This window comes from Acinetobacter guillouiae, from assembly GCF_002370525.2.
Lineage (GTDB): Bacteria > Pseudomonadota > Gammaproteobacteria > Pseudomonadales > Moraxellaceae > Acinetobacter > Acinetobacter guillouiae.
The window spans coordinates 202,347-228,873 of record NZ_AP014630.1; the positions used below are offsets into that span (position 1 = coordinate 202,347).

Here is a 26,527-nt window from a genome sequence, read left to right on the forward strand (position 1 = left end):
TAAAGATCTGAAAATTAAAAGTTTGCTGCGCCATGACATAAAAACAATGCTTAAAAAATGGGTAACTGAGTCAAGCTTTAAGCAATCCATAACAACAATAAAAATAGCCAATAGATTCGGTTTAAAGGCTTTTAATCGGTCTTTTTTATGTCTTAATTTTTTAAGATAGATCGATTTAAAATTATTTAATTCATTATTTATCAAAATATTATAATTGATTTTGTTCTTTAGTATTGTCTTAAGACTTATTAAGATATATCTTAATATGTATAAATTAATCAATTTGAGAAAAATAAAGATGAAATCAGAGCGACATGATCATTCACAAAATGATTTTGAGCATCGTGAACAGCATACCGAACGGGGCTATGGTGGACGACGAGGTCGGTTGTTTGAATCGGGTAAAATGAAGCTTTTGGTTTTACATCTGATACAGCAACAGCCAAAGCATGGTTATGAAATTATCAAAGCCATCAGTGATCTGGTCGGTGGAGGCTATACTCCAAGTTCAGGCACAATCTATCCAACCCTGACCTATCTTGAAGAAATTGGTTTTGTGCATGCTGAAAATACAGAAGGTGATCGTAAGCAATATCAGATTACTGATGCTGGAAAATTACATTTAAAAGAGCAGCATGCGCATATCCAACACTTATTAGAGCGTTTAGAAACTCGACGCGAAATTCATGAAAACGACCAATATTTGGATATTCATCGTGCGATGGAAAACTTAAAAACATCATTACGCCTAAAGCTCAAGGGTAAAGATTTTGATGCGGAGCAAGTTAGACAAGTCGCTGAAAAAATTGATCAAGCTGCAGTAGAAATTGGACGTTTATAACAGTGCAATAATGGGGCAATAATAGGGCAATAGAAGGTTTAGGTGAGACATGAGTATTGAGGTACAACAAAAACTGCGTCATGCAAATTTAAAAGTGACCCAAGCAAGAGTGATTGTATTCAAAGCACTGTTGGACCAAAAAGCACAACTGACCGCAAAGCAGATTTATCAGCAGTTATATGTACAAAATAAGCAGATCAGCTTATCGACCATATATCGAGTGGTGAGCGATTTAGAGAAAGTCGGTTTGATTACGCAAAATCTGCATGGCAGAGATGAAGCCAAATATGCTTTGCCTTATTTATCCGAAGTGGAGTCACTCAATATCCAATGTGCCGACCTAACCCAGATCAATAAAGCGTCTTTGATCGCTTCACTGGAACAGGTTTTTCAAGCGTTTGATATTGATGTTTTGGATATTAAATTTAGTACGGCCCTACATTAAACCCAGTCGAATATTTAACAAGTTAGAGAAATCTTATGAAACAACATCAATATTATGTAACTGTTCAACATCTTGCAGATGCGCAAGGTCATCCATCAATCTACAATGAAAATATCGAATTTAACGTGGGCAATCACGATGATATTTTCCAAATCGTAGAACACTTAAAAGCTGCTGAGTTTTTTGATGAAGAAACCACCAAAGCGTTTGCGGTAGGATTAAAACTCTTTTTAGAGGTGATGATTACCCACCGTGATCATGTGCTATTTCAAGACTTTGAACCCGCAGTTAAACAATTTATGAAAAACTTAAAGCAGAACGTCAAGAAAAATGCGTGATTTAAAACCAGAGATCAAGATCGGAAATAGACGCGATCAACATAAACCTGCCATGATTTTTGCTGGAATTCCGAAATTACCAGCAAAATATGCAGGGTGGATTATGCCGTTGATACTCTCAGCTTTGATGAGTGCGACCATTTCCATGATTAATTTATGGAAAAATGTGGGGTGGTTCGATGGATTTTTTGCAAAATGGTTTAGCGTCTGGCTATTTTCATGGATGATTGCCTTTCCCACAGTATTAATTTTTTTACCTCTGGTTCGCCGTTTCACAGGCTTATTTGTAGATCTTACGCCACCACCTTCTGCTTAATTCGATCAAGGCTTTGAACATGTCATAGGGTGATGGTGGGTCTATAAACATTTCAATGTGAATATGCAACTCGGTAAAGTATTGCTCCCAGATTTTGTAATCAGAAACTGCATAACAAAAACCAAACTATTATTGTCCTATTCATGGTATTCAGCGTATTAAGATAGCTATAGGTCGATGTATATAAAACCGATAAGCTAAATAAAATGAAATTGTAGATGTTGAAATAACGTCCTGAGCTGATGGACAAATTTAGGATAACAAAATGACCAATACCAACTATACCGAGATTTCTAACTCTGACGATTGTGAAAAATATGTGAATCAGTTTATTCAAGATTTTCCAATCCGTTCAGCAGAAATAGGCAAAGGCACCGTCATTAAACGCGCATTACCCAGTCGTCAAAAACGCATGATTGGCGCATGGTGCTTTTTAGATCACGCTGGCCCAGTCGTATTTCCTCAGGGAGATGGATTGGATGTTGGACCGCACCCGCATATTGGATTACAAACCTTCACTTGGATGATCGAAGGGACGATGATGCATACAGACAGCATCGGCTCTAAACAATTGATTCGTCCTAAACAAGTGAATCTGATGACTGCGGGTTATGGAATTTCCCATACAGAAGTTGCTCCCGATACTGAAACGAGAATGCATGCTGCACAGCTTTGGATTGCATTGCCTGATGATAAGATCAATATGGCACCGCAGTTTGATCATTATCCAGAATTACCCATTGTAGAGCAGGACCATATTGAATTTACAGTTTTAGTCGGTGAATTCATGAATACCAAATCTCCTGTCAAAGTGCATACGGAATTAGTCGGGATCGATTTTTTTGCAAAAGAATCAACCAAGACACGTATTCCACTGAATCCTCATTTTGAATATGGATTTATGGCATTAGAAGGTGAAGCAACAGTAAATGGTCATGATTTAAATAGTGACAATATGGTGGTGATAGAACCTGGAATTTCACAGATTGAGGTTGAATTACCAAAAGGCTCGCGTTTACTGTTGATAGGTGGTGAACCTTTTGAGTCGCCTATTTTACTGTGGTGGAATCTTGTGGGCAGAACACAGGAAGAACTAAAAACGGCAACAGAACAATGGGCGAATCAGGATGCGCGTTTTGGAACGATCCCTGATTATGATGGTCCACGTTTAGAAGCACCGGCATTCCCAGACAAGATGCGAGCATCGAAGTGATGTGCTGCATTGCGCATTGTCGATCTTTAGACATGGATTCAAACTAAATAATTTGCGTTAAAGGCGTGCTTGATCATCCTTTAGCGCAAGTGTTGCGTTTACAAAGTTTTATTTAAACGGGCATTCACTAAAAATTTAAAGATTCAAGGAAAATAAAATGGCAATTATTGCAAATGCAAAGGTAAAAACCTATCCAGAACCATGGTCAGGTGAGGTGGTGAGTGGAAAACATCAACTGATTACCGACAAACCAGAATCATTCGGTGGGCAAGACAAGGGCTTAGCGCCTTATGATTTTATTTGTTCAGGTTTAATTTCTTGTACCATGATTACATTGCGTATGTATGCGCAACACAAAGGTCTTGATTTGGGTGAGTTTACAGTTGAAGCTGATTTTAATGCCAATAAAGAGGGGAAAGAATGGGTCGAGCGTCGCTTGTCTTTTGCCACTCCTTTGTCTGAAGAGTTGCATCAAAAAGTGTTAGACATTTGCCAAAAAACTCCAGTGACCAAGACCTTATTGCGTAGTGTGGAAATCAATACCACGATTATATAAAAACGGCTATGTAAAAGATGACCGTTGTCGCTGATCCATAAAAGATATTTTGTATAAAAACAAAATATCTTTTTTTTTCTGTCATTAAGATTATACAAAGTTGCTTTTATTGATTATTTACAGGTGTTTGCATAAATTTTGTTATAGAACTTATCTTGATTCAAGGCTTTAAACTCTAAGTCGTCAAAGGAATAAAAAGCGGCCCCCGTTTCACCATCATGGCTCAAGGTAATGTCATCAAATTTTTTCACTAATTTGCTATTTGATGTTTTTCCTGCAAAGTAGTCAGCACCCCGAATGGCAATGGTTTTCTCTTTACAATCTACAATAAGCTGTTTAATAACCGATTGATATGTTACACTTTGCTCATCTTTAATAGGGTTGGCATATTTTTCATAGATGACAGCTTGCTTAAACGAATCACGAATTTTTTGATGTGCATTTACATCAATAAAGGACTCACCCTTATTCTCAAGAGATCCCAGTAACATAAGCTTGGGTTGATATGCATATAGATTTGAACAAATAAAGAAGAAAATTAACGGGATAAGTGACTTCATTTTTATTCTCAGAATAACCAATATTGAATCTAGAGTATAAACAAAGTTGATAAAAAAATGATTTAAATACAGTAATAGAATTGTTGAAAAGTTGAGATCAATTTATAGTCGAAGGATAAAAACTGAGGCAATACAATGATTACATTACATCACCTAGATCAATCTCGTTCACTCCGTATTATTTGGGCTTTAGAAGAGCTGGGGCTTGAATATCAGATTAAGTACTATAAACGCTTGCCTACTTTTGCTGCACCCCCTGAGTTAAAAGCAGTTCATCCGCTTGGAAAGTCACCTGTATTGACCGATGGTGATCTAACCATTGCAGAATCTGCTGTGATTTTGGATTATCTTCAAGCAACTTATGATACAAAAAATCAGTTTAAGCCTCAGAATCCTAAAGACTTAATGCAATATAACTACTGGATGCATTATGCCGAGGGTTCTTTAATGCCTTATTTGTTGATGACCTTGGTCATGACCAATATGCCCAAACATGTTCCTTTTTTAATTCGCCCAATTGCAAAGAAAATTTCAGAAGGTGTCCGTGGCGGCTTTAGCAATCCTCGTTTAAAAGAACATGCAGCCTTTTTGGAAGCTTATTTTAGTCAACATGATTATGCCGCAGGTGAGTTTTCTTTTGCCGACATTCAAATGAGTTTTCCCGTGATTGCCATGCAACAACGTACCAAAAATAAAACTCCTCGACTGGCTGCATATGCTGAACGAATTCAGCAGCGTCCTGCTTTTCAACGCGCTAAACTAAAGAGTGATGATTAAATTTTGTATATCAAGGTGATGGCTGAATGCATTTAATTTTTTTACCAGGTGCATCGGGAAGTACAGCGTTTTGGCAACCTGTTATGCAGCAGCTTTCAGCCGATCATCAAAAAACAGTGATGGCCTATCCAAGTTTTGCTGGGCATCCAGAGCATCCGCATATTGATAGTTTTGACGATTTACAGGGTTATATTCTTGACCAAATTCAACAGCCCTGTATTGTGATTGCTCAATCTATGGGAGGGGTTTTTGCAGTTCAAGCAGCATTACAAAAACCTGAATTGATCAAAGCTTTGGTTTTGGTTGCAAGCTCTGGTGGAATTGATTTAAGCCCCTTTCAGGTTGCCGATTGGCGAGGCGATTACCAGCAAACATTTGCGGTGCCCAATTGGTTTGTCGATCATCAATCCCATTTAGATGATTTATTATACAAAATAGCGTGCCCAGTCCTGTTGCTTTGGGGAGATGCAGATCCCATTAGCCCTGTGGGCGTGGGTAAATATTTGCATGAAAAAATCCAGCATTCCAGATTGCATATCATTGAACAAGGTCAACATGATTTGGCCAATGTACACGCCAATCAAGTGGCTAGATTAATTCACGATTTTATTTCTGATATAAAGTAAAAGATTTAAGCTGATGTCGCACATGTCTTTTTCATTTATGTTTACCATAATGACAATTGTGCTTCATCTTGCTGATCGGTCAGTTGATACAAACCCACTCCGATTAAACGGAATTGGAAATGCTCAGGAATTTGCATTTCACTTAATAATATTTGAATGACCTGAACCATTTCTTGCTGTGATTGAAGTGCGGTTTTAAAACTTTTACTGTGCTGTAAAACTTGAAAATTCTTGAGTTTTAACTTAACGGTGACACCGCGAGCCTGCATGTGTTTTTTTTCTAAACTGAGCCAAACACGTTCAATTAAATTGTCCCAATAGATTGAACACTGTTCAAGGCTGAGATCATCATCAAATGTGGTTTCTTTGGAAATTTGCTGACGTTGTCGTTCGGCTTGTACTGGGCGATCATCAATACCTTGGGCATATAAAAACAACTGTCTACCATATTTGCCAAAATGATGGATCAGTATATTTTCTTCAATTTTTTGCAAATCCCCCAAAGTCTCTAAGTTTAAGCTTTTCAGTTTTTCCTGAGTGACTTTACCGACACCGGGAATTTTTTTCAGGGGTAAATCATGGATAAAATGTTGAACTTGGGTCGGTTTAATGATGCAAATGCCATTGGGTTTATTCCAATCCGAGGCAATTTTGGCAAGAAATTTATTCGGTGCCACACCTGCCGAAGCCGTAAGCCCTGTTTGTTGAAAAATATCGGCTCGAATTCGTTCCGCCACTTCAGTTGCACTGGGAATATTTTGTAAATTTTCAGTGACATCTAAATAAGCTTCATCTAAAGATAAAGGTTCGATAAGCGCAGTGTATTTCTGAAAGATTTCATGAATTTTGACAGAAACATCGCGATATTTTTCAAAATTCGGTTCAATCACATAGACTTGAGGGCAGAGTTTTTTTGCCTGTGACATCGACATGGCGGAGCGTAATCCAAACTGACGCGCTGGATAGGATGCAGCAGCAATCACAGCCCGAGGATGATGTGAGGAAATCACCACAGGTAAGTGTTTTAGTTCAGGACGGTCGAGTAGCTCTACAGATGCATAGAATGCATCCATGTCAATATGGATGATTTTTCTCATGAATTACACAGTGTTGAAACGCTGTGTGATTATTCTAACCGATCTTGATTTGTTTCTATTGATGAATTTAAATTTTGTAAAGAATATGCGACAGCTTATGTCATGAATGATCTTGATTATGCTTAATTCAACTTATTTTTCTGTAAAAACTGCTGCCATTGTTTTGCGTCACCATAAAATACATTTAAATCGACATTTTTCTCGATGCCTTGAATTTTGCCTTGGTTGCTCTGTTGCCAAAATGTCCATGCACGTTGGTCTTTTAAATCTGGCTTATCTTTATATTCACGAATCCAAATCGGTGTATCTTTAAACTCACCTGTGAGTACCATGTTGTAAAAGATTTTAGAGGTATAAAAAATCGGTTGTTTACCATAATGCTTTTGCAATTGATCATGCATACTTTTGATGTGTTTGATTAATTGTTCTTTGGTATAGATGTTTATGCAACTGCTGTCATATTCCAAGTCCATCACAGGGGGCAAGGCATTGCTTTTATTTGGCACTGTTTTGATAAAATTTTGTGCTTGAATGTCACCATCACGACATAAACGAAAGAAGTGATAAGCCCCCACGCGCAGACCACGTTCACGTGCTTCTAACCAATACTGCTGAAACTTATCATCTTGATAATCGCCACCTTCAGTGGCTTTAAGATAGACAAACTGATAGTGCTGCGGAGAAATTTTTTTCCAATCAATATCACCTTGATGATGTGAAACATCGAAACCTTTAATCGGATAGGCTTCAGCCAAGGCAGCATTATTATGAACAAAAAACAAAGTGCCGAGTATGGCGCAGCAGAAAAGTGCGATCGCTAAAACTGAGCTATTGCGAGTGATTTTTTGCTGTTTGTGTTTTTTCGCAGCGTATTTTGACATGGTTTTTCTAAATATCCAGATGGATCAGTTTAACGTGCTTTGGTTCTAAAAAACGATGGCTGAATAAAAATTGCAACACTTAAATTTGCGCATCTTTGGGAATTTGAAAGAATATCAACGCCGTAATGATGTTAATCGCACCTAAGCAAATCAGGGTATAGTGAAATGCTTGTGTAATATGCGCTTCACTAAAATAGCCTGTAAATGCATTGAGTAAAGTACCTGCCAAAGCGATCCCAATACTCATTGATAACATCATAATCATCGATAAAAAGCTATTCCCACTACTGGCATCCTGTTGTGGGAGATCTTTAAGCGTAAGGGTATTCATGGTCACAAACTGTAATGAGTTGAGTACACCAAAAATAAAGAAATGCACTACACCTAACCATGTCGGGGTATCCGCTGTATGTAACGCAAAACTGGCAATACATGCACCGATCAATAAGGTATTAACCAGTAGAAATGGACGATAACCAGTACGTTGTAGAATCGGGCGAATGATGGGTTTAGAAAATAATGAACCGAGTACAATTGGGGTCATCATTACCCCAGTCATAAAAGGTTCCATTTTAAATGCAACTTGGAGCATCAGCGGCAAAATAAAGGGAACCGCATTCCCACCAAAGCGCGCAAAGAAATTACCGAGTACACCAATGGTATAGATTTTATTTTTAAACAGTCGACTACGAAACAATGCATTTTTATGGGTATGGGCATGATAGGCATAGACCAAGGCTGAGATTATCCCAGCGAAAAGTAAGCCTAAGCTCAGGCTTCTGGAGATTTCATTGCTGGCAATATTTTCAATCCCTAAAGCCATGCCCACCATTGCAATTGCCAATAGGATAAAGCCACTGAAATCAAAGGATTTTACTGATGCTTCAGCCACATTGGGCATAGCTTTAAAGGTGACAAAAGTGCCTAAAATACCGATGGGTAAATTAATCAAAAAAATCCAGTGCCAAGAGGCATATTCAACCAACCAACCGCCTAAGATCGGGCCCATTAATGGACCGAGTAAGCCTGCTAAGCTCATCAAACTCATTGCAGAAAGAAACTGCTCACGAGGGATGATTTTTAACATGGCGAGTCGCCCGACTGGAACCAGTAATGCGCCACCGATACCTTGAATAACTCGAAATACAATAAGCAGATTGAAGTCATTGGATAGTGCACAGCCCAATGAGGCAGCGGTAAAAATCACGATTGCTGCAAAGAAAATATTTCGTACCCCAAAGCGATCTGCCAACCAACCACTTAAAGGAATACATGCAGCAACTGCCAAGACATAGCTAATCACGATGCCATGCATTTTTAATGGATTTTCTTGCAGGCTTTCTGCCATAGCAGGCAAAGCGGTATTGATAATCGTGGTATCTAAGCCTTGCATGAAAAAGCCGATCGAAACTAAAAAAACCAATAAATAAAATTTAGGTTGGAGTTTACTGTGCGATGGCGTAGTCGTCATAGAACTTAAATAATCCCATTTTGTGAATATTTTAAAACAATCATCTGACTAAATCTGTATGAAATCGTTGCTTTATATTGAATCATGCGTGATACCCAATTGAATGTTCAAGAAATTGCCATGAAACTGTAATCTGCTTGTCATGGAACTTACACCCGTGATGAATACATTAAGCCAAATTAAACAAAAAATGGGCTGTTTATGAACATAAAAGTTTCTGCATTGTGTTTAGCAATGCTTTCTGTTGGCTTAGTGGCATGTAATGATGATAATAAAACAACAACGCCAACGGTTGAAGAAACCACACCTGAAAGCATTAATTTAAGCTTATTGGGGCGTTATGAAACGGGTATTTTTGCTGAAAGTGCAGCAGAGATTCCCGCATATGATGCAACAACAAAACGGGTATTTGTGGTCAATGCCAAAAAGGGTTTGGTTGATGTGTTAGATGTGTCTAAACCCGAAACACCTGTGCATATTGGTGAGCTTTCGGCTCGTGAAGCTTTAGCTGATTCTGAAGTAAATTCAGTTGCGATTAAAAATGGCATTGTGGCACTTGCTGTTCAAGCCAAACAAAAAACAGATAAGGGTATTGTGGCTTTTTTTAATGCCAAAGATTTGAAATTGATCAGTACAGTCGAAGTTGGTGCTTTGCCTGATATGCTGACATTTAGCCCCGATGGTAAAACTGTTTTGGTGGCAAATGAGGCTGAACCCAATGATGACTATAGTATCGATCCCGAAGGTTCAATCAGCATTATTGATATCAGCAATATTCAACGACCAATCGCCAGCCTTGCCGATTTTAAAGCGTTTAATGATAAAAAAGCCGATTTGATTAAAGCGGGTGTACGTATTTTTGGTCCTAAAGCGACGGTGGCTCAGGATCTAGAACCTGAGTACATCACCATCAGCAATGATGGAAAAACCGCTTGGGCGACCTTACAAGAAAATAATGCCATTGCCAAAATTGATATCGTCGCTAAAAAAGTGACCGATATTTTTCCATTAGGTTATAAAGATCATGGGCTTGCTAACAATGCGCTAGATGTCAGTGATAAAGATGGAAAAATTAATATCCAAGCTTGGCCAGGTTTGGTGGGGATGTATCAACCTGATTCAATTGCCCATTATCAAGCCAATGGAGCGAGTTATTTAGTCACCGCCAATGAAGGTGATTCACGTGAATGGTTGAAGGACTCAACTGCATATTATGCTGGAGATCAAAGTCAAGGTTTTGCAGAAGCAATTCGAATGAAGCATTTATTCAACGTCAAAGGTTTCAATAATAAAGGCGATTATCCTGCTCATTTGACCAATCTTGTTGCGGGTGTAAAAGGGGCCAAACTAGACGCCACAGTTTTTGCCTATTGTGGTGCAACAGCGACTGATCCGGGCATGTGCCGTGATGATACACAATTAGGACGTTTAAACATTGCTTGGAATATGGGTTATCAAACCAACACGGATGGCTCACCAAAATTGGATGCCAATGGATTATTGACCTATAGTAAACTTTATAGCTATGGCGCACGTTCTTTCAGTATATGGGATGCACAAGGCAAGTTAGTTTGGGATTCAGGCAGTGAATTTGAGCGTAAAGTTGCTGAGCTATTTCCAAATTACTTTAATAGTGATCATGAAGCGGCGGCTTTTGATGACCGAAGTGACAATAAAGGGCCTGAGCCTGAAGGTTTAGCGCTAGGTACGATTGGTAAAAAAACCTTTGCCTTTATCGGCTTAGAGCGCCAAAGTGGGATTATGGTATACGACATTAGTAATCCACAAAAGCCTGTGTTTATACAGTATTTTAATAATCGTACCTTTAAACAGGATCAGGTTTATAAAGATGCTAAAGGTCAGCCGATCTTAAACAAGGATGGCAAGCAGATTCTGATTGAGAAAAGTGATTTAGGTCCTGAAGGACTGACGTTTGTCTCTGCCAAAGATTCACCAAATTCAAAACCTATGTTGATTGTGGGCAATGAAGTCAGTGGCAGTACAGCAATTTATCAGATTAATTTAAAATAGCATTTTAATATATTCTGTTACGAGTAAAGAGTGCTTTGGCACTCTTTTTTATTGAGACTATCCCTCAGTTTTATGAGGGATAGTTGTAGATGTAATACATGAAGTAGCTTAATTATTCATCTTTATATACATTGGTAATTTTCAATAAAATTGTATTACTGATCTAAGCCCAACCACTGTCTTTGATGATAAGCGCTATCCCAGAATAGCCATTCTAATTCAGCGCCTTTGGTATAGGCTTTATGCATTTTCTCAAGGGTATCTGCATCGCAATGTTCTGCAATACGGTCAATCGTTGCTAAAACATTTTTAACTGCTTCGTTAAACTCTTCACCTGAATAGGTATCGATCCATGCTTGATATGGATTATTGGCAATAGATTTACTCACAATATCTTTTCCAACTTCTGCATAAATCCAGAAGCAAGGCAGTAACGAAGCCAAAACCACAGGATAGCTTTCAGACCAAGCCGTCGCAGTTAAAAAAGCAGTGTAGTGATGGCAGGCAAGGGTAAGCGGGGTATTCTCAAAGTCAGCTTTGCTAATCCCAAAATCTTTCATAAATCCATCGTGTAGGCTACGTTCAACCACAATCGCTTCTTTCGCACCTTGGGTAAATTGGATGATATCGTCAGCATCAAATGCTTTTGCACCACAGACAGCCAATGCACGACCATAAGCCACCAGATAATGCGCATCCTGAATCACATAATGACAAAAAGCTTCCTTGTTTAATGAGCCTGTCGCAAGTTCTTGATTAAATGGAAGCGCTAAAGTTTTGTTATATAAAGCAAGATTACGTTGCCATACGTCTTGAGAAAAAGACATGTCATTTTCCTATGCAATGATTCAAGTTATAAAATGATTTCAGTTTGCAAGACTATAACAACTCTAAATTGCTTTAGGTATTTGAATGCAGAAAATTCGGCTGTATTTGCATAAAAATATGACAAAGAACTTTGGATAAATGTGAAAAAGTCGTCATAATGTGCGCATTAAAAACGCGATTTTTATTTCAGTTTTCTGATTCAAAAACTATTCTCCGTAGGTCGAATTCCCATGATGAAACATTTTGGTTTCTCAATATTTTTTACGATCGTGTGTTTGGCAATCTCTGCATATTGGGGCTTTACCCATGGTCCAAATGCAGGCGTGCAAGCCATGCTCTCTGCACTGACTATTACGGCAATTCTTGCTGTGATGGAAGTGTCTCTGTCTTTTGACAATGCTGTTGTAAATGCATCTGTACTGCGTAATTGGGATCATTTCTGGAAAATGATCTTTTTAACCGTTGGTATTTTGATTGCTGTGTTTGGTATGCGACTGGTATTTCCTGTTGTGATTGTTGCAGTCACAGCGGATATGGGCATGTTTGATGTTGTGAAAATGGCATTAAATGATCCAATTCAATACTCAGAAAAATTATTGGCACATCATGCTGAAATTGCCGCTTTTGGTGGTTCATTCTTGTTGTTGGTATTTTTAAACTTTTTCTTGGATGAAGGCAAAGATACCCATTGGTTTAAATGGATTGAAAAGCGTTTAGCCAACTTGGCCAATGTACCAGCAATGTCGGTATTCCTTGCTTTAGTGGCATTGCTGATTATGGCTGCAAATGTAGATGAAGCGAAACGCCTTGTGGTCACAATGGCAGGTATCTGGGGCATCGTGATTTATATCGGGGTACAAGTACTCAGTCATTTACTGGGTGGCGAGCCAGAAGTGGATGAAGACGGCAATGCTGTGGGTCATGATGCCAATGGTGCACCTACTGGTGTCATCAAAGCGGGTATTGGTGGCTTTATTTACTTAGAAGTCTTAGATGCATCGTTTAGTTTTGACGGCGTGATCGGCGCATTTGCGATCACCTCTGATGTTGTCATCATTATGCTCGGTTTGGCCATTGGTGCGATGTTTGTTCGTTCAATGACAATTTACTTGGTCGATAAAGGTACACTTGATGCCTATATCTACCTTGAGCATGGTGCGCATTATGCCATTGGTGCTTTGGCATTTATCATGATTGCAAGTGGTACAGGTTTACATGTACCTGAGGTGGTAACAGGTTTGATTGGTGTTGCCTTTATTGTTTGGGCAGTGATTGCATCGATTCAATATAACAAGCGAATTGAACAACAGAGTTAATCCTTTTTTAAGAAAAGAGATTACAATACAAGAGCACTTTAACAGTGCTCTTTTTTATGCTCAATGTTTCCACAAAGTTGCCACAATATGCGATGATGTGTTTGATAATTAGCTCGCCAGTTTTGATAAGCCAGTAGATATGATGAATCCTTTAGAACGCCGCTCGACCTTTGCATTAAGTAGTATTTTTGCTTTACGCATGTTGGGGTTGTTCATGATTATCCCTGTGTTTGCGGTGGTTGGTCAGTCTTATCAGTATGCCACACCTGCTTTGATCGGTTTAGCGGTCGGCGTCTATGGTCTCAGCCAAGCACTTCTGCAAATTCCTTTTAGCTTATGGGCAGATCGTTTTAGTCGTAAACCTTTGATTGTTTTTGGCTTACTGCTATTTGCTTTAGGTGGTGCTGTTGCGGCAATGTCTGAAACCATTTATGGGGTCATTATTGGCCGTGCGATTGCTGGCGCTGGCGCTGTATCTGCGGTTGTTATGGCTTTGCTGGCGGATGTCACCCGCGAAGAGAATCGAACCAAAGCCATGGCTGTGATGGGTATGAGTATCGGATTGTCTTTTGTTGTGGCTTTTAGTTTAGGGCCTTGGCTCACCAGTTTGGTGGGAATTTCAGGACTATTCTGGGTAACAACAATCATGGGATTATTGGCAATCCTCATGTTGTTTATGGTGCCTAAAACTACACGTCACCATAAAAACTTTAAACAAGGTTATCTGCATCAGCTCAAACAAGTCTTAAAAATGGGCGATTTAAATCGTCTGCATGTTTCAGTTTTTGCGCTGCACTTATTGCTTACTGCAATGTTTGTTTATGTGCCTTCTCAATTGATCAATTTTGCGGGGATCCCTTTGGCACAACATGGCATTGTTTACTTGCCTTTGTTGGTCATTAGTCTGTTCTTTGCATTTCCGAGCATTATTCTGGCTGAAAAATACCGTAAAATGCGCAGCATTTTTCTGACTGCAATTGCAGGAATTATCGCGGGATTAGTCGTTCTGATTTTTGGTTATGAATCCAAATATATCTTGTTGTTAGGCCTTGGATTGTTCTTTATTGCCTTTAATGTCATGGAAGCATTACTCCCTTCATGGCTGTCTAAAGCAGCACCGATTCAATCCAAAGCAACAGCGATGGGTGTCAATGCAAGTGCTCAATTTTTAGGGGCTTTTTTTGGTGGGACACTCGGTGGACAATTAATTTTGCTCAATAATACAACAATGGGTTGGAGTGTCTTATCAGCTATTGCTATACTTTGGTTGCTCATTAGTTTTGGGCTAGCTCAACCACGATATTTAACATCAATCGTATTACGATTGCCTGAGGATAAACAAACCGATAATTGGACTTCTCAGTTGTTGTCAATTCGTGGTATTGAGGAAGTTGTGGTTATGTCTGACCAGCAAGTTGCGTATATAAAAGTTGATAAACAGCAAATTGATGATGCTGCGCGACAACATTTAACGCAGTTGTTTGGGAAAGAGGTAGCCATTTAAACATAACTCTTATAAAGTAAAACATAGAATCGAATAGGAAGATAACATCTAATGCGTGGTGTAAATAAAGTTATTTTAGTTGGTACTTTAGGTCGTGATCCTGAGACTAAAACTTTCCCAAATGGGGGTTCTCTCACTCAATTTTCAATTGCGACAAGTGAATCTTGGACAGACAAAAATTCCGGTGAAAGAAAAGAACAAACGGAATGGCATCGTATTGTATTGCACAACCGTTTAGGTGAGATTGCACAGCAGTATTTACGTAAAGGTTCAAAAGTTTATATTGAAGGTTCTTTACGTACCCGTCAGTGGACGGATCAAAATGGTCAAGAGCGCTATACCACTGAAATTCGTGGCGAACAAATGCAGATGCTTGATAACAACCGTCAACAAGGTGAAGGCGCTGCTGCTGACAATGGTGGTTATAACCAACCACGTTTCAATAACAACCAGCAAGGTGGTTTTAACAACAACCAAGGCGGTGGCGGTTATGCGAATCAAGGTAATCAAGGCGGTGGTTACGGCAATGCCAATCCACAAGGTGGCTATGGCAATGGCGGAAACAATGTAAACCAAGGTTTTCAATCGCCTAAACCTGCAGTTGCACCATCAGCACCTACTGCTGCGCCTGCGGATTTGGATGATGACTTACCGTTTTAATTGATAAAAACGGTCAAGCTTTATCAAAACCCTTTGTGAAAACAAAGGGTTTTTTATGAACTTCATGATTTGGTTTTAGACAATCACTTTTTTTCTGAAACCCACATGGTAATCACAGCTTTAAATACCAGATCATTGTGCGTGTCTTTAACCTCTACATTGACCAAATAATCACTACCTTGATTCCACTGAAAATTGCGCTCAACAGGCGTGGCAATCGCAATTAAATCAGTTTCAGCCTTCTTTAAATATTCAACTGTCATCCCTTTGGGAATCCAACGGTGTGTGGAAGGCACGGTTACATCGGTCATGGTTCCGCCAGCAAGCTCAGCCATATTACACATGGCAATTGCATGGACTGTACCAATATGATTGAGTACAGCACGGTGTTTTTTAATTTTAATTTCAGCATAATTCGTTTCGAGTCGTTCAAAAACAGGTGAAATACTGCTGAAATAAGGCGCTTTTAAGCACAATAATTTTGAAAAGGTCCATTTGCCAGCGGGCTTATTTTTAAATCTATTCCACAGTTTTAGGGTTTGGCTCATTGTTGTATTCCTTATTTAGTTTACAGAATATTATTTAGTTTACAGAATAATATTCTAATACAGAATTAAATTCTGTTATTGGCTCGACAGACGATTTGAATCGCGTAAAATGTCATATAGAAAATGCTTAAATAAAATCAAAGGCTGTACATGAATAATCAAAGTTTGTTGGAACGTCGTTATAGTGGACGTCGTGCAGAATTAAAACGTGTGATTTTAACGGAAGCATTAGCCTGTTTTTTAGAATATGGGATTGAAACGACAACAATAGAAATGATCCGTGAACGTGCGCAAACCAGTGTGGGGGCGATTTATCACCATTTTAAAAATAAAGAAGGTTTAGTGGCCGCCCTGTATATTTTAGCCATAGAAGACCAAGCAGAACGCCGTGATCAAGCCTTATTGTCTGCACAAAGTCTACAGCAGGGTATCCAAGTGATGACAGCAAGTTATATAGACTGGGTGATGGATTATCCTGATTTCGCCAGATTTTTATATACTGCCAATTTTAGTATTTCTAAAAGTACTCAACGGGATCAGCTAAAACAGCAGAATCATTTACGTAATCAGCACTTATTGGCTTGGATGAAACAGCAACCCGATTATGGGGTGATCAAGAACATTCCCCATGAATTATTATTGTCATTTATGGTTGGATCGACAGAAAGTTATTGTCGGGCATGGTTGTCAGGTAAAGTGAAAGCCACGCCAAAAGTTTACCAAGCAGCATTGGCACATGCGGCTTGGTGCAGTTTAGAAAGCGTATATCAGCAACAACAAGGCTGAATAACCAAGCTTGTTAAATCATGGATGCTGTGATTAAAAAATTCGTGAGCTTTGCATATAGTGCGCTGTGACTTGATCTAAGTGATTAAGAATGGTTGCACGATCTTGAGTCTGAATTGCTGTGTCCAGTTGCTGCATATAGCCTAGCAATTGGTTTTTTGCTTTTGCTGCAAATTCAGCAGTAATGGCTTGATCTTCATAAAGTAAGACATAGTTTTTGGCAAAACCATAAATCATAAAAATCGCCGTTTTCTCAAAATCAGACTCAGAATGAGCAATTTGAGATTCACAGTTTATTTTCAGTTGTTTAAAAGCGTCTGTACCAAAAGGAAGGTTTTGGAATTGCTCCAAAAGAATTGAGAACGTCATTTTTTAAAGTCCACTCAAAAAGAAAATCTATAGAGTAAACGGCGAAAGGTCAAGCAAAGTTTGAAATAATATTTCGATCAAACCAAGCCAACAGATTGGAAAAATAAATCTATAAAACCGATTATTTTTATTAAAAACTCCAGTTTTACCGATTTAATAATTTTTCGTATAGTGATTTCACAGATAAGCAATCCCTGAAACCTATTGAAGGAAGACCAAATGAGTTTGATCAATACTGAAGTTAAAGCATTTAACGCAACTGCATATAAAAATGGTGAATTTATCGAAGTGTCTGAAAAAGACTTCTTGGGTAAATGGTCTGTGGTATTTTTCTATCCTGCTGACTTTACTTTTGTCTGCCCAACAGAGTTAGGCGACCTAGCAGATAACTATGCTGAATTCCAAAAAATGGGTGTAGAAATTTATTCAGTTTCTACTGATACACACTTTACCCATAAGGCATGGCATGACAACTCAGATGAAATCAAAAAGATCCAATATCCAATGGTGGGTGATCCAACTTGGGCTTTGGCAAAAAACTTTGAAGTGTTGATTGAAGCTGAAGGTCTTGCAGATCGTGGCACTTTCGTGATTGATCCTGAAGGTAAAATCCAAATTATTGAAATCAATGCCGGTGGCATTGGACGTGATGCACAAGAATTACTGCGTAAAGTGAAAGCAGCGCAATATGTGCACGCACACCCAGGTGAAGTATGTCCTGCAAAATGGAAAGAAGGCGATGCAACACTTGCACCTTCAATTGATCTGATCGGTAAAATCTAATCATTGCCTAGGATTAGAATTGAAAAACCAGAAGTTTAGCTTCTGGTTTTTTATTGTTCGATTGTTGGCTTTATAAAATATAACCGTCGTGTTGAGGTGCATAGGCACGAATACCTTCAACTAAATCTTCAATCAATTTTTCCATGACTAAGCGTTGACCTTTGCGAGATGCATAAACCAACTGTACAACCCCAATATTGGAACACCACTCTGGTAACAGATGGATTAAACGCCCTGAAGCAATGTCTCGTTCTACCGTTAAATAGGGAAGATCAGCAATACCTAAGCCATCAAGTACCGCATAATACGCGCCCATTAAGTCATTGCTTTTGACCCGAGGCTGTAACGGAATATCGATTTCTTCTCGTTGCTGAATATGATGTAAATGCCAATGATAGTGCTGTTTATCTGTACCTAATACAATGGTTGGAAATTCACAAAGTTCTGTGACATGTTGAATTTCACGATCGCCTAAAAGTTCAGGACTAATCACTAAACAGTGCGTGGTTTTAATCACATCTCTAACGATAATGCTGGAGTCTTCATTGCTTGAAAAATTAGTACGAATAGCCAAATCAATATCGTCATGCAGCACATCGATACGTCGACTGGTGAGTGCCAATTCAACCCGAACTTTGGGATATTTTTTTAAAAATTGATTTAGAATCGGTCGAATTTGATGTTCCATCATCACCGGTGGGCAACTAATTTTAATCAGTCCCTGTAATTCAATTTCTTGTTTTAATAAGACATTCTGAGCATTATCCGCCTGTTCAATAATCTTTGCACATTCCTCAAAGAATTCTTGTCCTAGAGGTGTGACTTTAAAATGCCGTGTTGAGCGTTGAATCAAAGTTACATTAAATTTGGCTTCTAAATCCAGAATACGTCGGCTCAGCTTAGACTTGGTGATATTACTGGCTTCACTCGCAGCACTAAATCCACCATGTTTTACCACCAGATAGAAATAATAGTAATCATCAAAAGAGTGCACAGCTTCATCTCAGGTGTGTTGATGATAGAATAGTATCATTAATAGGAAAGTATTTTAAAATTTGTACACATAAAATGCAGAAGCAAAAGCTAGGAATGCAAAGGCTTACATTCCTAGCGACAAAGATTGTCTTATTTTTGAGAAGTGTTTTGTGTGTAGCTGTTGATCAGATTACGATAGTCAGGGATATGGTTACCAAATAGCGTACCTAAACCTTCAATATCATTACGCCAATCGCGATGTAGCTCACATGAGGCACCAAACCAAGTCATTAATTGTGCACCTGCATTGCTCATACGGTCCCACGCTGAGTCGCGTGTTAGCGGGTTAAATGTTCCTGAAGCATCGGTGATCACAAAGACCTCAAAGTCTTCTTCAAGGGCAGAAAGTGCAGGAAAGGCAACACAAACCTCGGTGACAACACCTGCAATAATCAGTTGTTTTTTACCTGTTGCTTTTACCGCTTTGACAAAGTCTTCATTGTCCCAAGCGTTGATTTGACCAGGGCGAGCGATATACGGCGCATCTGGAAAAAGCGCTTTTAACTCAGGTACCAGTGGACCATTGGGACCATCTTCAAAACTGGTGGTCAGAATGGTGGGAAGGTTAAAATATTGAGCCGCCGCAGCCAGCGCCAAAACATTGTTTTTAAACTTATCTGGGTCAATGTCGCGGACTAAAGAGAGTAATCCAGTTTGATGATCGACTAACAATACCGCAGCATCATCTTTGTTTAAACGAACGTAAGGTTTTCCCATTTTTTATATCCTTGAAGTCACTAAAATTTAAATTGTGCTTAAATACAAAACAAATTATTTTGCATGGATTTCATGTTACGTGGCTTAATGATGATAATTAAGCCTATAAACTGAGATTAATAATCTCATAAATAAGATGATTGATTAAAAACTACGCTGTGCCGTCGCTATTGAATATCCTATATTTGGGATTCAGCGTATTGGTAGATTGCTGTATTGATCACTTTAAAAAACCTAAAATGGATTCATATTAAAGCCTAGAGATAGGAGTATTGAGATGAAAAGAATTATTGGTGTATACCGCAATCAAAATATGCATTGGGTCGGTGATGGCTTTCCTGTAAAAAACTTGTTTTCTTATGATCGTTTAGGTCAAGCGATTAGTCCTTTTTTATTATTGGATTATGCAGCGCCTTATACATTTGCACCTAGCCATGAACAGCACGGTGTAGGTTCACATCCACATCGTGGCTTTGAAACAGTGACACTCGCCTATCAAGGTGAAGTTACTCATAAAGACTCCCATGGTGGCGGTGGAACCATTAAAACAGGTGATGTGCAATGGATGACTGCGGGCGCAGGCTTGGTTCATGAAGAATTCCATTCACATGAATTCACTGAAAAAGGTGGAATCTTTGAAATGGTTCAGCTATGGGTGAATTTACCTGCGGCAGATAAAATGACCCAACCTAAGTATCAAGCAATTTCTGCGCAAGATATTCCTGTGATTCATTTTGATGATGATGCAGGCCACTTACGTGTGGTTGCTGGGAAATATGCTGAACAACAAGGTGCTGCTTCAACCTTTAGCCCAGTCAATGTTTGGGATGGTCAGCTTAAAGCGGGTCATGAGCAAATTATTCATGTGCCAGTTGACCACAATACTTTGGTGGTTGTACTCGAAGGTGAAATGCTACTCAATGGTACACAAAAGGTACTTGATAGCTCGATTGTCATGTTTGAAAAAGATGGCGATGCAGCAATTCAACTTGAAGCAGTGCAAGACGCTAAGTTTTTGGTCCTTACAGGTAAACCACTGAATGAGCCAATTCAAGGCTATGGTCCATTTGTGATGAATAGCAAAGAAGAAATCGTGCAAGCGTTTAACGATTTCAATAATGGCAAATTTGGTGAAATTGTAGCGGAAGCTTAGTTGATATTGATAAAAGGTAGTTGTGTATAACGGATACCTTGCATGTCTTTAGTCTATGAGTTCAGCCATGTATGAGATATCGAGAAGTCAAAAAGCGGATTGTAAAATCCGCTTTTTTTATATTTAAAATTTTTAGCACCAAAAGGTCAGAAATTAAAAAAAAGAAAAGAGCTTTGCTCTTATTGAACAGAAGCTCTCTTACGCTGTAGTTTTTTTCTTTAAATGATTATGTCTTGTTTTGATTGGGTTGTTTTGTTATTCGCGCATCATAATTAATTAAAAATGTGAAGTAAAGCACAATATATTTCATTTGGTTAATTTATATCCGTTGTTACAGTGTTTTTTGTATGCCGTCATTTTACAAGTGGTGTAATTGATCTACTTAAAAAGCAAATTCAAAGTAAAAAAAAGGATCTCTATTCCACACTATAGAGATCCTTTTTATGCTGTAGTTTCTTTTATTGTGTGTGTTGTCATAATTATTTGTTTTTATTGTAAATGTGAATTATTTATCGTTTTTATGCTGTAAATAATAATTAATAAATTGGCATTTGTAAATGTTTTTTTAATAAATAGTTAAATTATCTGTATGTTTTTAACAGTATTTTTTTATATATATAAATATCAATCAAGTATAAGCAGGGTGTCGCACAAGAGCTTGGTCTAAAACCACTAAAATTAAATAAACACCGAGGAATGGAGATTTTTCCTAAAAAATTTCCAACAAAAAAAGTTAAAACTGGAACTTTTTAATACCGCGATTTAATCGGCTATAGCTCATAATAAAAAAAATGGTTACGCACGGATAATAACTTTGGATATTGCAGTGATTGGTAGTGGTATGGCTGGCCTGGCCACCGCAAGAATTCTTAAAGATGCAGGTCATAACATTACCATCTTCGAAGCATTACCTGGTCGTGGTATGGATAGTCACAGCATTGAGTTTGAAGGTGGTTTAATTGATGCACCTTTGCGCGTGATGAATCAGCATTTATGGAAAAATACACTGAGCCTTGCAACACACCTTGGCATAAAAACCTTTCCAGTGCGTACCTTTATGGCATGCAGTTGGTTATTTGAAGATAAAACAGAAACTTGGTTGACCACATCACGCACCCGTATTGGTAATTTCCCTATTATCAATAACCGTAAAGGGATTAAGCAGTATGGTTGGCGTTTAGTCAAAGGGATGTTGCAGCTTAAAACTGCCATTTCTCAATTTTTTAAATCTAAAAATCAAGATATTACCCTTGCTGATTTTATCAATCACAATGACATTGAAGAAGTATTTTGGCATGGTGCAGTAATGCCTGTGCTTTATACCATTTGCACCTGTGACCCTAAAACTATTGGTGAATGGCCTGCAAAACCGCTCTTAATCTTCTTAAAGCAATTAACCGATGGTGATGCTTTATTACGTTTACACGGTGGAACGCCTGCTTTTGTCGATAAATTGATTGAAGGTATTGATATTCATAGCGGTTCTGAAATCACCAAAGTTGAGGAACAGGGTAGTGCTGTTCTGGTTGAAAATGCACAAGGTGAGCAATTTCAATTTGACCGTGTGGTGGTTGCAACACCAACCAATAAATTAGAAAACTTTTTAAATAAACAACAATTTGCTGATGATATCGCTTTATTGCAAAAATTTAAGTTTGAGCAAGGCGAATTGGTCATGCATACCGATGCATCCGTGATGCCGCCAAATCGTAAAGATTGGGCTGTGTTGAGCTATATGATGGATCGTAAATTTACCAAACAACAATTCACAGTTTGGCTGAACTCGATTGAACCAAGTTTGGTGGGTAAATCTCCAGTGTTCCAAACATGGCGTCCTGTGACCAGCATCGATCCGAAGAAAGTTATTTCTACTGTGACCTTAACCCGTGCTGTGGTGGATTCTGAAACAGTAGCATTGAATATTGAGTTGCAAGCGCGTCATAAAGTCGCCAACCGTAAAGTATTCTATTGCGGCTCATGGTCATGTGATGGTTTGCCAATTCTTGAATCTGCGGTAACTTCTGCAATGCATATCGCAGAAATTTTTGGTGCACCATTGCCATTTGTTGGATTAAAACCTAAAGTTGAGGTGGCTCCGCAACTTGGCTATTAAAGCCCAGTGAATTCATATAAAACTTAATGAATTCATAACTGAATAAGTGAATGATTTAAAATGAAATGGCTTCAAGCGATTCAGCAAAAACTTCCAAAACATAAATATGCAATCGATGCAAAAATGTTAGGAGATAATGCTGAGTGTGCTTGGACCAATCTAGGTTATTGGGATAAGACAACATCCTCTTATCCTCAAGCCTGTCAGCAACTTGCTGAACGACTTGCACAAGCGGTACAGCTTAATCAACATGATCGGGTACTAGACCTAGGCTGTGGTCAAGGTGCCAGTTTAAAGTACTGGTTAGAACACTACCAAATTCAAGACTTAGAAGCGGTTGAGTTACAACAACAGTGTGTCGATAAAATTCAAAAACAACTCCCGCAGATTAAGGCGATTCACTGCCAATCTTTTTTAAATTTAAATGCGCTTTTCTTTACGCAACCCTTTGATGTGGTGTTGTGTATTGATGCGGCTTACCACAGCGATTTAAATTTATTTTTAAATTCAGTTGTCCCAATTTTAAATTCAAAAGGTCGTTTGGGTTTTCATGCGTTAATGCTTTCAGACACAGTTTTAAATTCAAAACAAAAAATGAAATACAAATGGCTACTTAAAGCCGTTGATGTCGATTTAAAATCACTGATGACCACGACCCAAATAAATCATGCACTGCAACAGCATGGTCTTGAGCAAATCGTGCTAGAAGATCTATCCACAGCAGTATTGGCTGGCTTTAGTCAATATATTACGACACGAGCGAAAACAGAGCGTGGAGGGCTAGATCAAGTCAAAATACAAATGACCGCAAAACTTTGTCAAAGGTTATTTGAAGAGGGAATCGTTCGATATATACAGCTCAGCGCAGTCAAAACATGATTTTTATTATTTGTGATGATAGCAAGCACATCAAAAAATTATAAGAAAATGCCTAAGCCAAAAACAACAAAGCCTCACTAAAAAAGCGAGGCTAAGTAAAAATGGTGCCGGCACACGGATTCGAACTGTGGACCTACTGATTACAAGTCAGTTGCTCTACCAACTGAGCTATGCCGGCAACGTGGCGAGAATTTTACAGAATATTTATAAGATTGCAAGCCAAAAAATAAACAATTGAATAATCTTTAATATTTATAGCTTTAGCGATCGGGTATTGGTCAGAAGCTGATAATGTCGTGTGCTATGAATGCTTAGATTTTTAGAGAGCAAAGGATTTTATCGCTTTTAATTTGCAGGTAGATAAAATAGTAAAGATAGCTAGAGTAACGGCGATTAGAGTAATGACAACTAGAGCAACGATTAGTAATCGCTTTAAGCTTCCGACTAAAAAGGCTTACGGAGGGGTAAGCCTTGAGTATTTGGGGTTAAATCAATAAATCTTTATCAGTTTTGAAATATAGACTTATTTTCTCCTTAAAATATGATCCAGATCTTGTGCGCATTCTTCTAGGGTGATTGCCATATCTATTTGCATTTGGGGTTTCAATTCGTTTGCGAGTTTTCTCCATTGCTCAATCAATTGGATAGCTTTCTGAATTTTATGCTTATTTACATCTTTGGCAATAGTTGGGGTGTATCCACCACGTTTAGCATTTTTGACTTGTCTTACATAATTGGCGCTGTTATTCATTGTCACTCCCGAATAGCAGTTTTATGCTTTTAACTTGTTTGAATCGCTAATAAGTACCGCATCATGATTATCTTAAGAGAACGTTACATCTATATGATTTTTATTTTGTATTTCACCTCCTTTGAATCGTGCTAGAAGTTCTTTTCACTTGATACTAATTCAAGAAAGTTTGAATTGAAATAGTCAATTGTCTTTTTAGTTGAGTGGATATGTATCTATTTGCTTCAAAAAATAGCTCAAATATCGTATAACTAAGTTAAGTAAAAACTAGAACAATTGAGAATGAAACGATTCAGTATTTTATTATTATTGGTTTCTGTCGCACATGCTGAAGCTCCTAAAGAATGTCAGTTACTTGAACAGACCTCCGAAATGTTAATGCAGTTACGTCAAAACGGTTTATCGTTGGATGATGTTGATTTTAATCCTGAAGCATTATCTGCAAAAGAACAGGTATTGTTAAAAGGTATGATTGACGATGCAAAGGGTGTACCGATTTATCAGATACCTTTAACCCGACAAAAAGCCATTGATGATTTTAAACTCAAGTGGCAAGAGGTATGTCAGTCTGCGGATGTTGTGATGCCAACTGAGACGAGGTAAAGGATTTTTTTATTTCGCCTATAGTGTCATGGTTAAATAGAGGGTGCCATTTCTGAAAGCATTCAATAGCCTATAAAAGACAAAACTTTTAGCGTTTAATCAACTGTGCTTTGTATTTACTTCTGTTTAGGAATGGCATGAAATATCAACCGCCTTATACCATCACATCAAAAATCATTCATCTGATTGCGCAGATCAGTGAGAATATAGGGCGTTTGAGTGCTTTAGAGGAAGTCCAACACAACTTAAAACTGAGAAAAGCCAATCGTATCCGAACAATTCAAGGCTCGCTTGCAATTGAAGGAAATACCCTCAGCACAGAACAAATTACTGCAATTTTGAATGGTAAAGCTGTAATTGCACCGCCTAAAGAAGTTCAAGAAGTACGTAATGCCATAAAAGCTTATGAAGCATTTCAAAAATGGCAACCCAGCCAAGAAGTAGATTTATTACAAGCACACCAAACTTTAATGACAGGCTTGATTGATGACGTTGGACAATACCGTCATGCCAATGTAGGTGTTATGTCTGGTGATCAAGTGGTGCATATGGCTCCGCCAGCGAATCAGGTTCCTCGTTTAATGTCTGATTTACTGGAATGGCTTAAAGATAGCCAAGAACACCCACTCATTCAGAGTTCGGTATTTCATTATGAGTTTGAGTTTATACATCCATTTGCTGATGGGAATGGACGTATGGGGAGACTTTGGCAAACATTGATACTTAGCCGATGGAATACTATTTTTGCAAATATTCCTGTTGAGAGTCTGATTTATCAAAATCAAAAGGCCTACTATGAGGCTTTACAAGCAAGCACAGACCGTACTGATTCTGCAGCATTTATAGAGTTTATTTTGCAGATGATTTTGGATGCGATATTGGAATCAAATAACACCGCTCAAGATAGCGATCATGTTAGCGCTCAAGTTGACGTACAAGTAAGCGACCAAGTTCAGCGTTTAATTTCAGTTATGCAGGAAAAAGAATATAGCTTGGCTGAGTTGATGCAGTTATTAAATTTATCCCATCGTGCAACATTCCAAAAGAATTATCTCAATCCTGCGTTAGACGCAAACCTTATTGAACGTACTATTCCAGATAAGCCGAAAAGCCCTAAACAACGATATAGATTGAAGTGAAATGAAAGTAATTTCTCCTATTACCCAATTCGGACGGGGAATTTAAAAGATTTTATTTAAAAAAATGAAAGGTTAATCAGTAAAAAATAAAAATTAGTGTACTCAAATATAAGACCAATTTTTATCTGCATAAAATGAATAATTCTCAGTATCATTTGTCACAATAATTATTTATTATTGCTTAACAATAT

At 38.3% G+C, this 26,527-nt stretch carries 29 protein-coding genes and 1 tRNA gene; 19 read left to right on the forward strand and 11 right to left on the reverse strand.

From position 1 onward, the window contains the following. The first annotated feature begins 298 nt into the window (after positions 1-298). From AS4_RS00910 to AS4_RS00935, 6 genes are all read left to right on the forward strand, one after another. Positions 299-841: a PadR family transcriptional regulator gene (locus tag AS4_RS00910; RefSeq protein WP_096732618.1), complete on the forward strand. Its 543-nt coding sequence runs from the start codon at positions 299-301 to the stop codon at positions 839-841. 49 nt (positions 842-890) lie between these two features. Continuing rightward, the gene (locus tag AS4_RS00915; protein WP_096732620.1) at positions 891-1,286 is read left to right on the forward strand and encodes a Fur family transcriptional regulator; all 396 of its coding nucleotides are present in this window, start codon (positions 891-893) and stop codon (positions 1,284-1,286) included. 35 nt (positions 1,287-1,321) lie between these two features. Then, entirely contained in the window at positions 1,322-1,624 is a 303-nt protein-coding gene (locus AS4_RS00920) for a DUF3861 domain-containing protein (protein WP_096732622.1), read from the forward strand. Beyond that, positions 1,617-1,940: a DUF2798 domain-containing protein gene (locus tag AS4_RS00925; RefSeq protein ID WP_406565189.1), complete on the forward strand. Its 324-nt coding sequence runs from the start codon at positions 1,617-1,619 to the stop codon at positions 1,938-1,940. Before AS4_RS00920 ends, AS4_RS00925 begins: the two co-directional genes overlap by 8 nt. A gap of 265 nt (positions 1,941-2,205) precedes the next feature. Continuing rightward, on the forward strand, positions 2,206-3,153 hold the full coding sequence (locus tag AS4_RS00930) for a pirin family protein (RefSeq protein ID WP_034611289.1): 948 nt from the start codon (positions 2,206-2,208) through the stop codon (positions 3,151-3,153). 157 nt (positions 3,154-3,310) lie between these two features. After that, on the forward strand, positions 3,311-3,709 hold the full coding sequence (locus tag AS4_RS00935) for an OsmC family protein (protein ID WP_004718587.1): 399 nt from the start codon (positions 3,311-3,313) through the stop codon (positions 3,707-3,709). 113 nt (positions 3,710-3,822) lie between these two features. On the opposite strand, the gene AS4_RS00940 is transcribed toward AS4_RS00935, so the two are convergent. Beyond that, complete coding sequence (locus AS4_RS00940; RefSeq protein WP_096732624.1) at positions 3,823-4,269, reverse strand: surface-adhesin E family protein; 447 nt, start codon at positions 4,267-4,269, stop codon at positions 3,823-3,825. Positions 4,270-4,404: 135 nt separating this feature from the next. Here AS4_RS00940 and AS4_RS00945 point away from each other — a divergent pair, with 135 nt between their 5' ends. Continuing rightward, positions 4,405-5,046: a glutathione S-transferase family protein gene (locus tag AS4_RS00945; protein ID WP_096732626.1), complete on the forward strand. Its 642-nt coding sequence runs from the start codon at positions 4,405-4,407 to the stop codon at positions 5,044-5,046. A 26-nt stretch (positions 5,047-5,072) separates the two neighbouring features. Next, on the forward strand, positions 5,073-5,672 hold the full coding sequence (locus tag AS4_RS00950; protein WP_096732628.1) for an alpha/beta fold hydrolase: 600 nt from the start codon (positions 5,073-5,075) through the stop codon (positions 5,670-5,672). Positions 5,673-5,713: 41 nt separating this feature from the next. Here the strand turns inward: AS4_RS00950 and dinB are convergent, their stop codons facing one another. The 3 genes from dinB to mdtD form a co-directional block, all read right to left on the reverse strand. After that, the gene (gene dinB / locus AS4_RS00955) at positions 5,714-6,769 is read right to left on the reverse strand and encodes a DNA polymerase IV (RefSeq protein WP_034611297.1); all 1,056 of its coding nucleotides are present in this window, start codon (positions 6,767-6,769) and stop codon (positions 5,714-5,716) included. Between the two features lie 122 nt (positions 6,770-6,891). Then, complete coding sequence (locus AS4_RS00960) at positions 6,892-7,650, reverse strand: glycoside hydrolase family 25 protein (RefSeq protein WP_096732630.1); 759 nt, start codon at positions 7,648-7,650, stop codon at positions 6,892-6,894. 79 nt (positions 7,651-7,729) lie between these two features. Further along, positions 7,730-9,121: a multidrug transporter subunit MdtD gene (mdtD, locus tag AS4_RS00965; protein WP_004818423.1), complete on the reverse strand. Its 1,392-nt coding sequence runs from the start codon at positions 9,119-9,121 to the stop codon at positions 7,730-7,732. A gap of 201 nt (positions 9,122-9,322) precedes the next feature. On the opposite strand from mdtD, the gene AS4_RS00970 reads away from it, so the two are divergent. Continuing rightward, the gene (locus AS4_RS00970) at positions 9,323-11,152 is read left to right on the forward strand and encodes a choice-of-anchor I family protein (protein WP_096732632.1); all 1,830 of its coding nucleotides are present in this window, start codon (positions 9,323-9,325) and stop codon (positions 11,150-11,152) included. A gap of 155 nt (positions 11,153-11,307) precedes the next feature. On the opposite strand, the gene tenA is transcribed toward AS4_RS00970, so the two are convergent. Beyond that, complete coding sequence (tenA, locus tag AS4_RS00975; RefSeq protein WP_004818427.1) at positions 11,308-11,979, reverse strand: thiaminase II; 672 nt, start codon at positions 11,977-11,979, stop codon at positions 11,308-11,310. 234 nt (positions 11,980-12,213) lie between these two features. On the opposite strand from tenA, the gene AS4_RS00980 reads away from it, so the two are divergent. The 3 genes from AS4_RS00980 to ssb all read left to right on the forward strand — a co-directional run bounded on the left by AS4_RS00980 (position 12,214) and on the right by ssb (position 15,460). Further along, the gene (locus tag AS4_RS00980; protein WP_171066888.1) at positions 12,214-13,296 is read left to right on the forward strand and encodes a DUF475 domain-containing protein; all 1,083 of its coding nucleotides are present in this window, start codon (positions 12,214-12,216) and stop codon (positions 13,294-13,296) included. 139 nt (positions 13,297-13,435) lie between these two features. Then, the gene (locus tag AS4_RS00985; RefSeq protein ID WP_016539108.1) at positions 13,436-14,800 is read left to right on the forward strand and encodes an MFS transporter; all 1,365 of its coding nucleotides are present in this window, start codon (positions 13,436-13,438) and stop codon (positions 14,798-14,800) included. Between the two features lie 51 nt (positions 14,801-14,851). Continuing rightward, positions 14,852-15,460: a single-stranded DNA-binding protein gene (ssb, locus tag AS4_RS00990; RefSeq protein ID WP_096732634.1), complete on the forward strand. Its 609-nt coding sequence runs from the start codon at positions 14,852-14,854 to the stop codon at positions 15,458-15,460. A gap of 83 nt (positions 15,461-15,543) precedes the next feature. Here ssb and AS4_RS00995 read toward each other — a convergent pair whose 3' ends face one another. Beyond that, complete coding sequence (locus AS4_RS00995; protein WP_096732636.1) at positions 15,544-16,008, reverse strand: hotdog fold domain-containing protein; 465 nt, start codon at positions 16,006-16,008, stop codon at positions 15,544-15,546. Between the two features lie 150 nt (positions 16,009-16,158). Here AS4_RS00995 and AS4_RS01000 point away from each other — a divergent pair, with 150 nt between their 5' ends. Continuing rightward, positions 16,159-16,794, forward strand: a complete 636-nt coding sequence (locus AS4_RS01000) for a TetR/AcrR family transcriptional regulator (protein WP_034611308.1) — start codon at positions 16,159-16,161, stop codon at positions 16,792-16,794. A gap of 33 nt (positions 16,795-16,827) precedes the next feature. On the opposite strand, the gene AS4_RS01005 is transcribed toward AS4_RS01000, so the two are convergent. Then, a complete protein-coding gene (locus AS4_RS01005) occupies positions 16,828-17,163 on the reverse strand; it encodes a hypothetical protein (RefSeq protein ID WP_056517215.1) in 336 nt (111 codons plus the stop codon). A gap of 219 nt (positions 17,164-17,382) precedes the next feature. Between AS4_RS01005 and ahpC the strand changes: the two genes are divergently transcribed. Beyond that, a complete protein-coding gene (gene ahpC, locus AS4_RS01010) occupies positions 17,383-17,946 on the forward strand; it encodes an alkyl hydroperoxide reductase subunit C (protein ID WP_004718560.1) in 564 nt (187 codons plus the stop codon). A gap of 70 nt (positions 17,947-18,016) precedes the next feature. On the opposite strand, the gene AS4_RS01015 is transcribed toward ahpC, so the two are convergent. Both AS4_RS01015 and ycaC read right to left on the reverse strand, forming a co-directional pair. After that, entirely contained in the window at positions 18,017-18,940 is a 924-nt protein-coding gene (locus tag AS4_RS01015; RefSeq protein ID WP_096732638.1) for a LysR substrate-binding domain-containing protein, read from the reverse strand. A 131-nt stretch (positions 18,941-19,071) separates the two neighbouring features. Next, complete coding sequence (ycaC, locus tag AS4_RS01020; protein WP_004818434.1) at positions 19,072-19,698, reverse strand: isochorismate family cysteine hydrolase YcaC; 627 nt, start codon at positions 19,696-19,698, stop codon at positions 19,072-19,074. A 277-nt stretch (positions 19,699-19,975) separates the two neighbouring features. On the opposite strand from ycaC, the gene AS4_RS01025 reads away from it, so the two are divergent. The 3 genes from AS4_RS01025 (at position 19,976) to AS4_RS01035 (ending at position 23,843) form a co-directional block, all read left to right on the forward strand. After that, the gene (locus AS4_RS01025) at positions 19,976-20,851 is read left to right on the forward strand and encodes a pirin family protein (RefSeq protein ID WP_004718553.1); all 876 of its coding nucleotides are present in this window, start codon (positions 19,976-19,978) and stop codon (positions 20,849-20,851) included. A gap of 814 nt (positions 20,852-21,665) precedes the next feature. Beyond that, a complete protein-coding gene (locus AS4_RS01030) occupies positions 21,666-22,964 on the forward strand; it encodes an FAD-dependent oxidoreductase (protein WP_096732640.1) in 1,299 nt (432 codons plus the stop codon). Between the two features lie 60 nt (positions 22,965-23,024). Then, the gene (locus AS4_RS01035; RefSeq protein WP_096732642.1) at positions 23,025-23,843 is read left to right on the forward strand and encodes an SAM-dependent methyltransferase; all 819 of its coding nucleotides are present in this window, start codon (positions 23,025-23,027) and stop codon (positions 23,841-23,843) included. A 102-nt stretch (positions 23,844-23,945) separates the two neighbouring features. Here the strand turns inward: AS4_RS01035 and AS4_RS01040 are convergent. Next, positions 23,946-24,021, reverse strand: a tRNA-Thr gene (locus tag AS4_RS01040). A 345-nt stretch (positions 24,022-24,366) separates the two neighbouring features. Further along, on the reverse strand, positions 24,367-24,594 hold the full coding sequence (locus AS4_RS01045) for a hypothetical protein (RefSeq protein ID WP_004718547.1): 228 nt from the start codon (positions 24,592-24,594) through the stop codon (positions 24,367-24,369). Between the two features lie 282 nt (positions 24,595-24,876). Here AS4_RS01045 and AS4_RS01050 point away from each other — a divergent pair, with 282 nt between their 5' ends. Both AS4_RS01050 and AS4_RS01055 read left to right on the forward strand, forming a co-directional pair. Continuing rightward, positions 24,877-25,197, forward strand: a complete 321-nt coding sequence (locus AS4_RS01050) for a hypothetical protein (RefSeq protein ID WP_096732644.1) — start codon at positions 24,877-24,879, stop codon at positions 25,195-25,197. A gap of 137 nt (positions 25,198-25,334) precedes the next feature. Next, positions 25,335-26,336 (forward strand): Fic family protein, encoded by a 1,002-nt coding sequence (locus tag AS4_RS01055; RefSeq protein WP_096732646.1) that lies wholly within the window; start codon positions 25,335-25,337, stop codon positions 26,334-26,336. The last annotated feature ends 191 nt before the right edge of the window (positions 26,337-26,527 follow it).

Excerpts from the sequence above, each read along its gene's own strand:
- AS4_RS00910 (WP_096732618.1), top strand. The coding sequence starts at position 299 with ATGAAATCAGAGCGACATGATCATTCACAAAATGATTTTGAGCATCGT.
- AS4_RS00915 (WP_096732620.1), top strand. The coding sequence starts at position 891 with ATGAGTATTGAGGTACAACAAAAACTGCGTCATGCAAATTTAAAAGTG.
- AS4_RS00920 (WP_096732622.1), top strand. The coding sequence starts at position 1,322 with ATGAAACAACATCAATATTATGTAACTGTTCAACATCTTGCAGATGCG.
- AS4_RS00925 (WP_406565189.1), top strand. The coding sequence starts at position 1,617 with ATGCGTGATTTAAAACCAGAGATCAAGATCGGAAATAGACGCGATCAA.
- AS4_RS00930 (WP_034611289.1), top strand. The coding sequence starts at position 2,206 with ATGACCAATACCAACTATACCGAGATTTCTAACTCTGACGATTGTGAA.
- AS4_RS00935 (WP_004718587.1), top strand. The coding sequence starts at position 3,311 with ATGGCAATTATTGCAAATGCAAAGGTAAAAACCTATCCAGAACCATGG.
- AS4_RS00940 (WP_096732624.1), bottom strand. The coding sequence starts at position 4,269 with ATGAAGTCACTTATCCCGTTAATTTTCTTCTTTATTTGTTCAAATCTA.
- AS4_RS00945 (WP_096732626.1), top strand. The coding sequence starts at position 4,405 with ATGATTACATTACATCACCTAGATCAATCTCGTTCACTCCGTATTATT.
- AS4_RS00950 (WP_096732628.1), top strand. The coding sequence starts at position 5,073 with ATGCATTTAATTTTTTTACCAGGTGCATCGGGAAGTACAGCGTTTTGG.
- dinB (WP_034611297.1), bottom strand. The coding sequence starts at position 6,769 with ATGAGAAAAATCATCCATATTGACATGGATGCATTCTATGCATCTGTA.
- AS4_RS00960 (WP_096732630.1), bottom strand. The coding sequence starts at position 7,650 with ATGTCAAAATACGCTGCGAAAAAACACAAACAGCAAAAAATCACTCGC.
- mdtD (WP_004818423.1), bottom strand. The coding sequence starts at position 9,121 with ATGACGACTACGCCATCGCACAGTAAACTCCAACCTAAATTTTATTTA.
- AS4_RS00970 (WP_096732632.1), top strand. The coding sequence starts at position 9,323 with ATGAACATAAAAGTTTCTGCATTGTGTTTAGCAATGCTTTCTGTTGGC.
- tenA (WP_004818427.1), bottom strand. The coding sequence starts at position 11,979 with ATGTCTTTTTCTCAAGACGTATGGCAACGTAATCTTGCTTTATATAAC.
- AS4_RS00980 (WP_171066888.1), top strand. The coding sequence starts at position 12,214 with ATGAAACATTTTGGTTTCTCAATATTTTTTACGATCGTGTGTTTGGCA.
- AS4_RS00985 (WP_016539108.1), top strand. The coding sequence starts at position 13,436 with ATGATGAATCCTTTAGAACGCCGCTCGACCTTTGCATTAAGTAGTATT.
- ssb (WP_096732634.1), top strand. The coding sequence starts at position 14,852 with ATGCGTGGTGTAAATAAAGTTATTTTAGTTGGTACTTTAGGTCGTGAT.
- AS4_RS00995 (WP_096732636.1), bottom strand. The coding sequence starts at position 16,008 with ATGAGCCAAACCCTAAAACTGTGGAATAGATTTAAAAATAAGCCCGCT.
- AS4_RS01000 (WP_034611308.1), top strand. The coding sequence starts at position 16,159 with ATGAATAATCAAAGTTTGTTGGAACGTCGTTATAGTGGACGTCGTGCA.
- AS4_RS01005 (WP_056517215.1), bottom strand. The coding sequence starts at position 17,163 with ATGACGTTCTCAATTCTTTTGGAGCAATTCCAAAACCTTCCTTTTGGT.
- ahpC (WP_004718560.1), top strand. The coding sequence starts at position 17,383 with ATGAGTTTGATCAATACTGAAGTTAAAGCATTTAACGCAACTGCATAT.
- ycaC (WP_004818434.1), bottom strand. The coding sequence starts at position 19,698 with ATGGGAAAACCTTACGTTCGTTTAAACAAAGATGATGCTGCGGTATTG.
- AS4_RS01025 (WP_004718553.1), top strand. The coding sequence starts at position 19,976 with ATGAAAAGAATTATTGGTGTATACCGCAATCAAAATATGCATTGGGTC.
- AS4_RS01035 (WP_096732642.1), top strand. The coding sequence starts at position 23,025 with ATGAAATGGCTTCAAGCGATTCAGCAAAAACTTCCAAAACATAAATAT.
- AS4_RS01045 (WP_004718547.1), bottom strand. The coding sequence starts at position 24,594 with ATGAATAACAGCGCCAATTATGTAAGACAAGTCAAAAATGCTAAACGT.
- AS4_RS01050 (WP_096732644.1), top strand. The coding sequence starts at position 24,877 with ATGAAACGATTCAGTATTTTATTATTATTGGTTTCTGTCGCACATGCT.
- AS4_RS01055 (WP_096732646.1), top strand. The coding sequence starts at position 25,335 with ATGAAATATCAACCGCCTTATACCATCACATCAAAAATCATTCATCTG.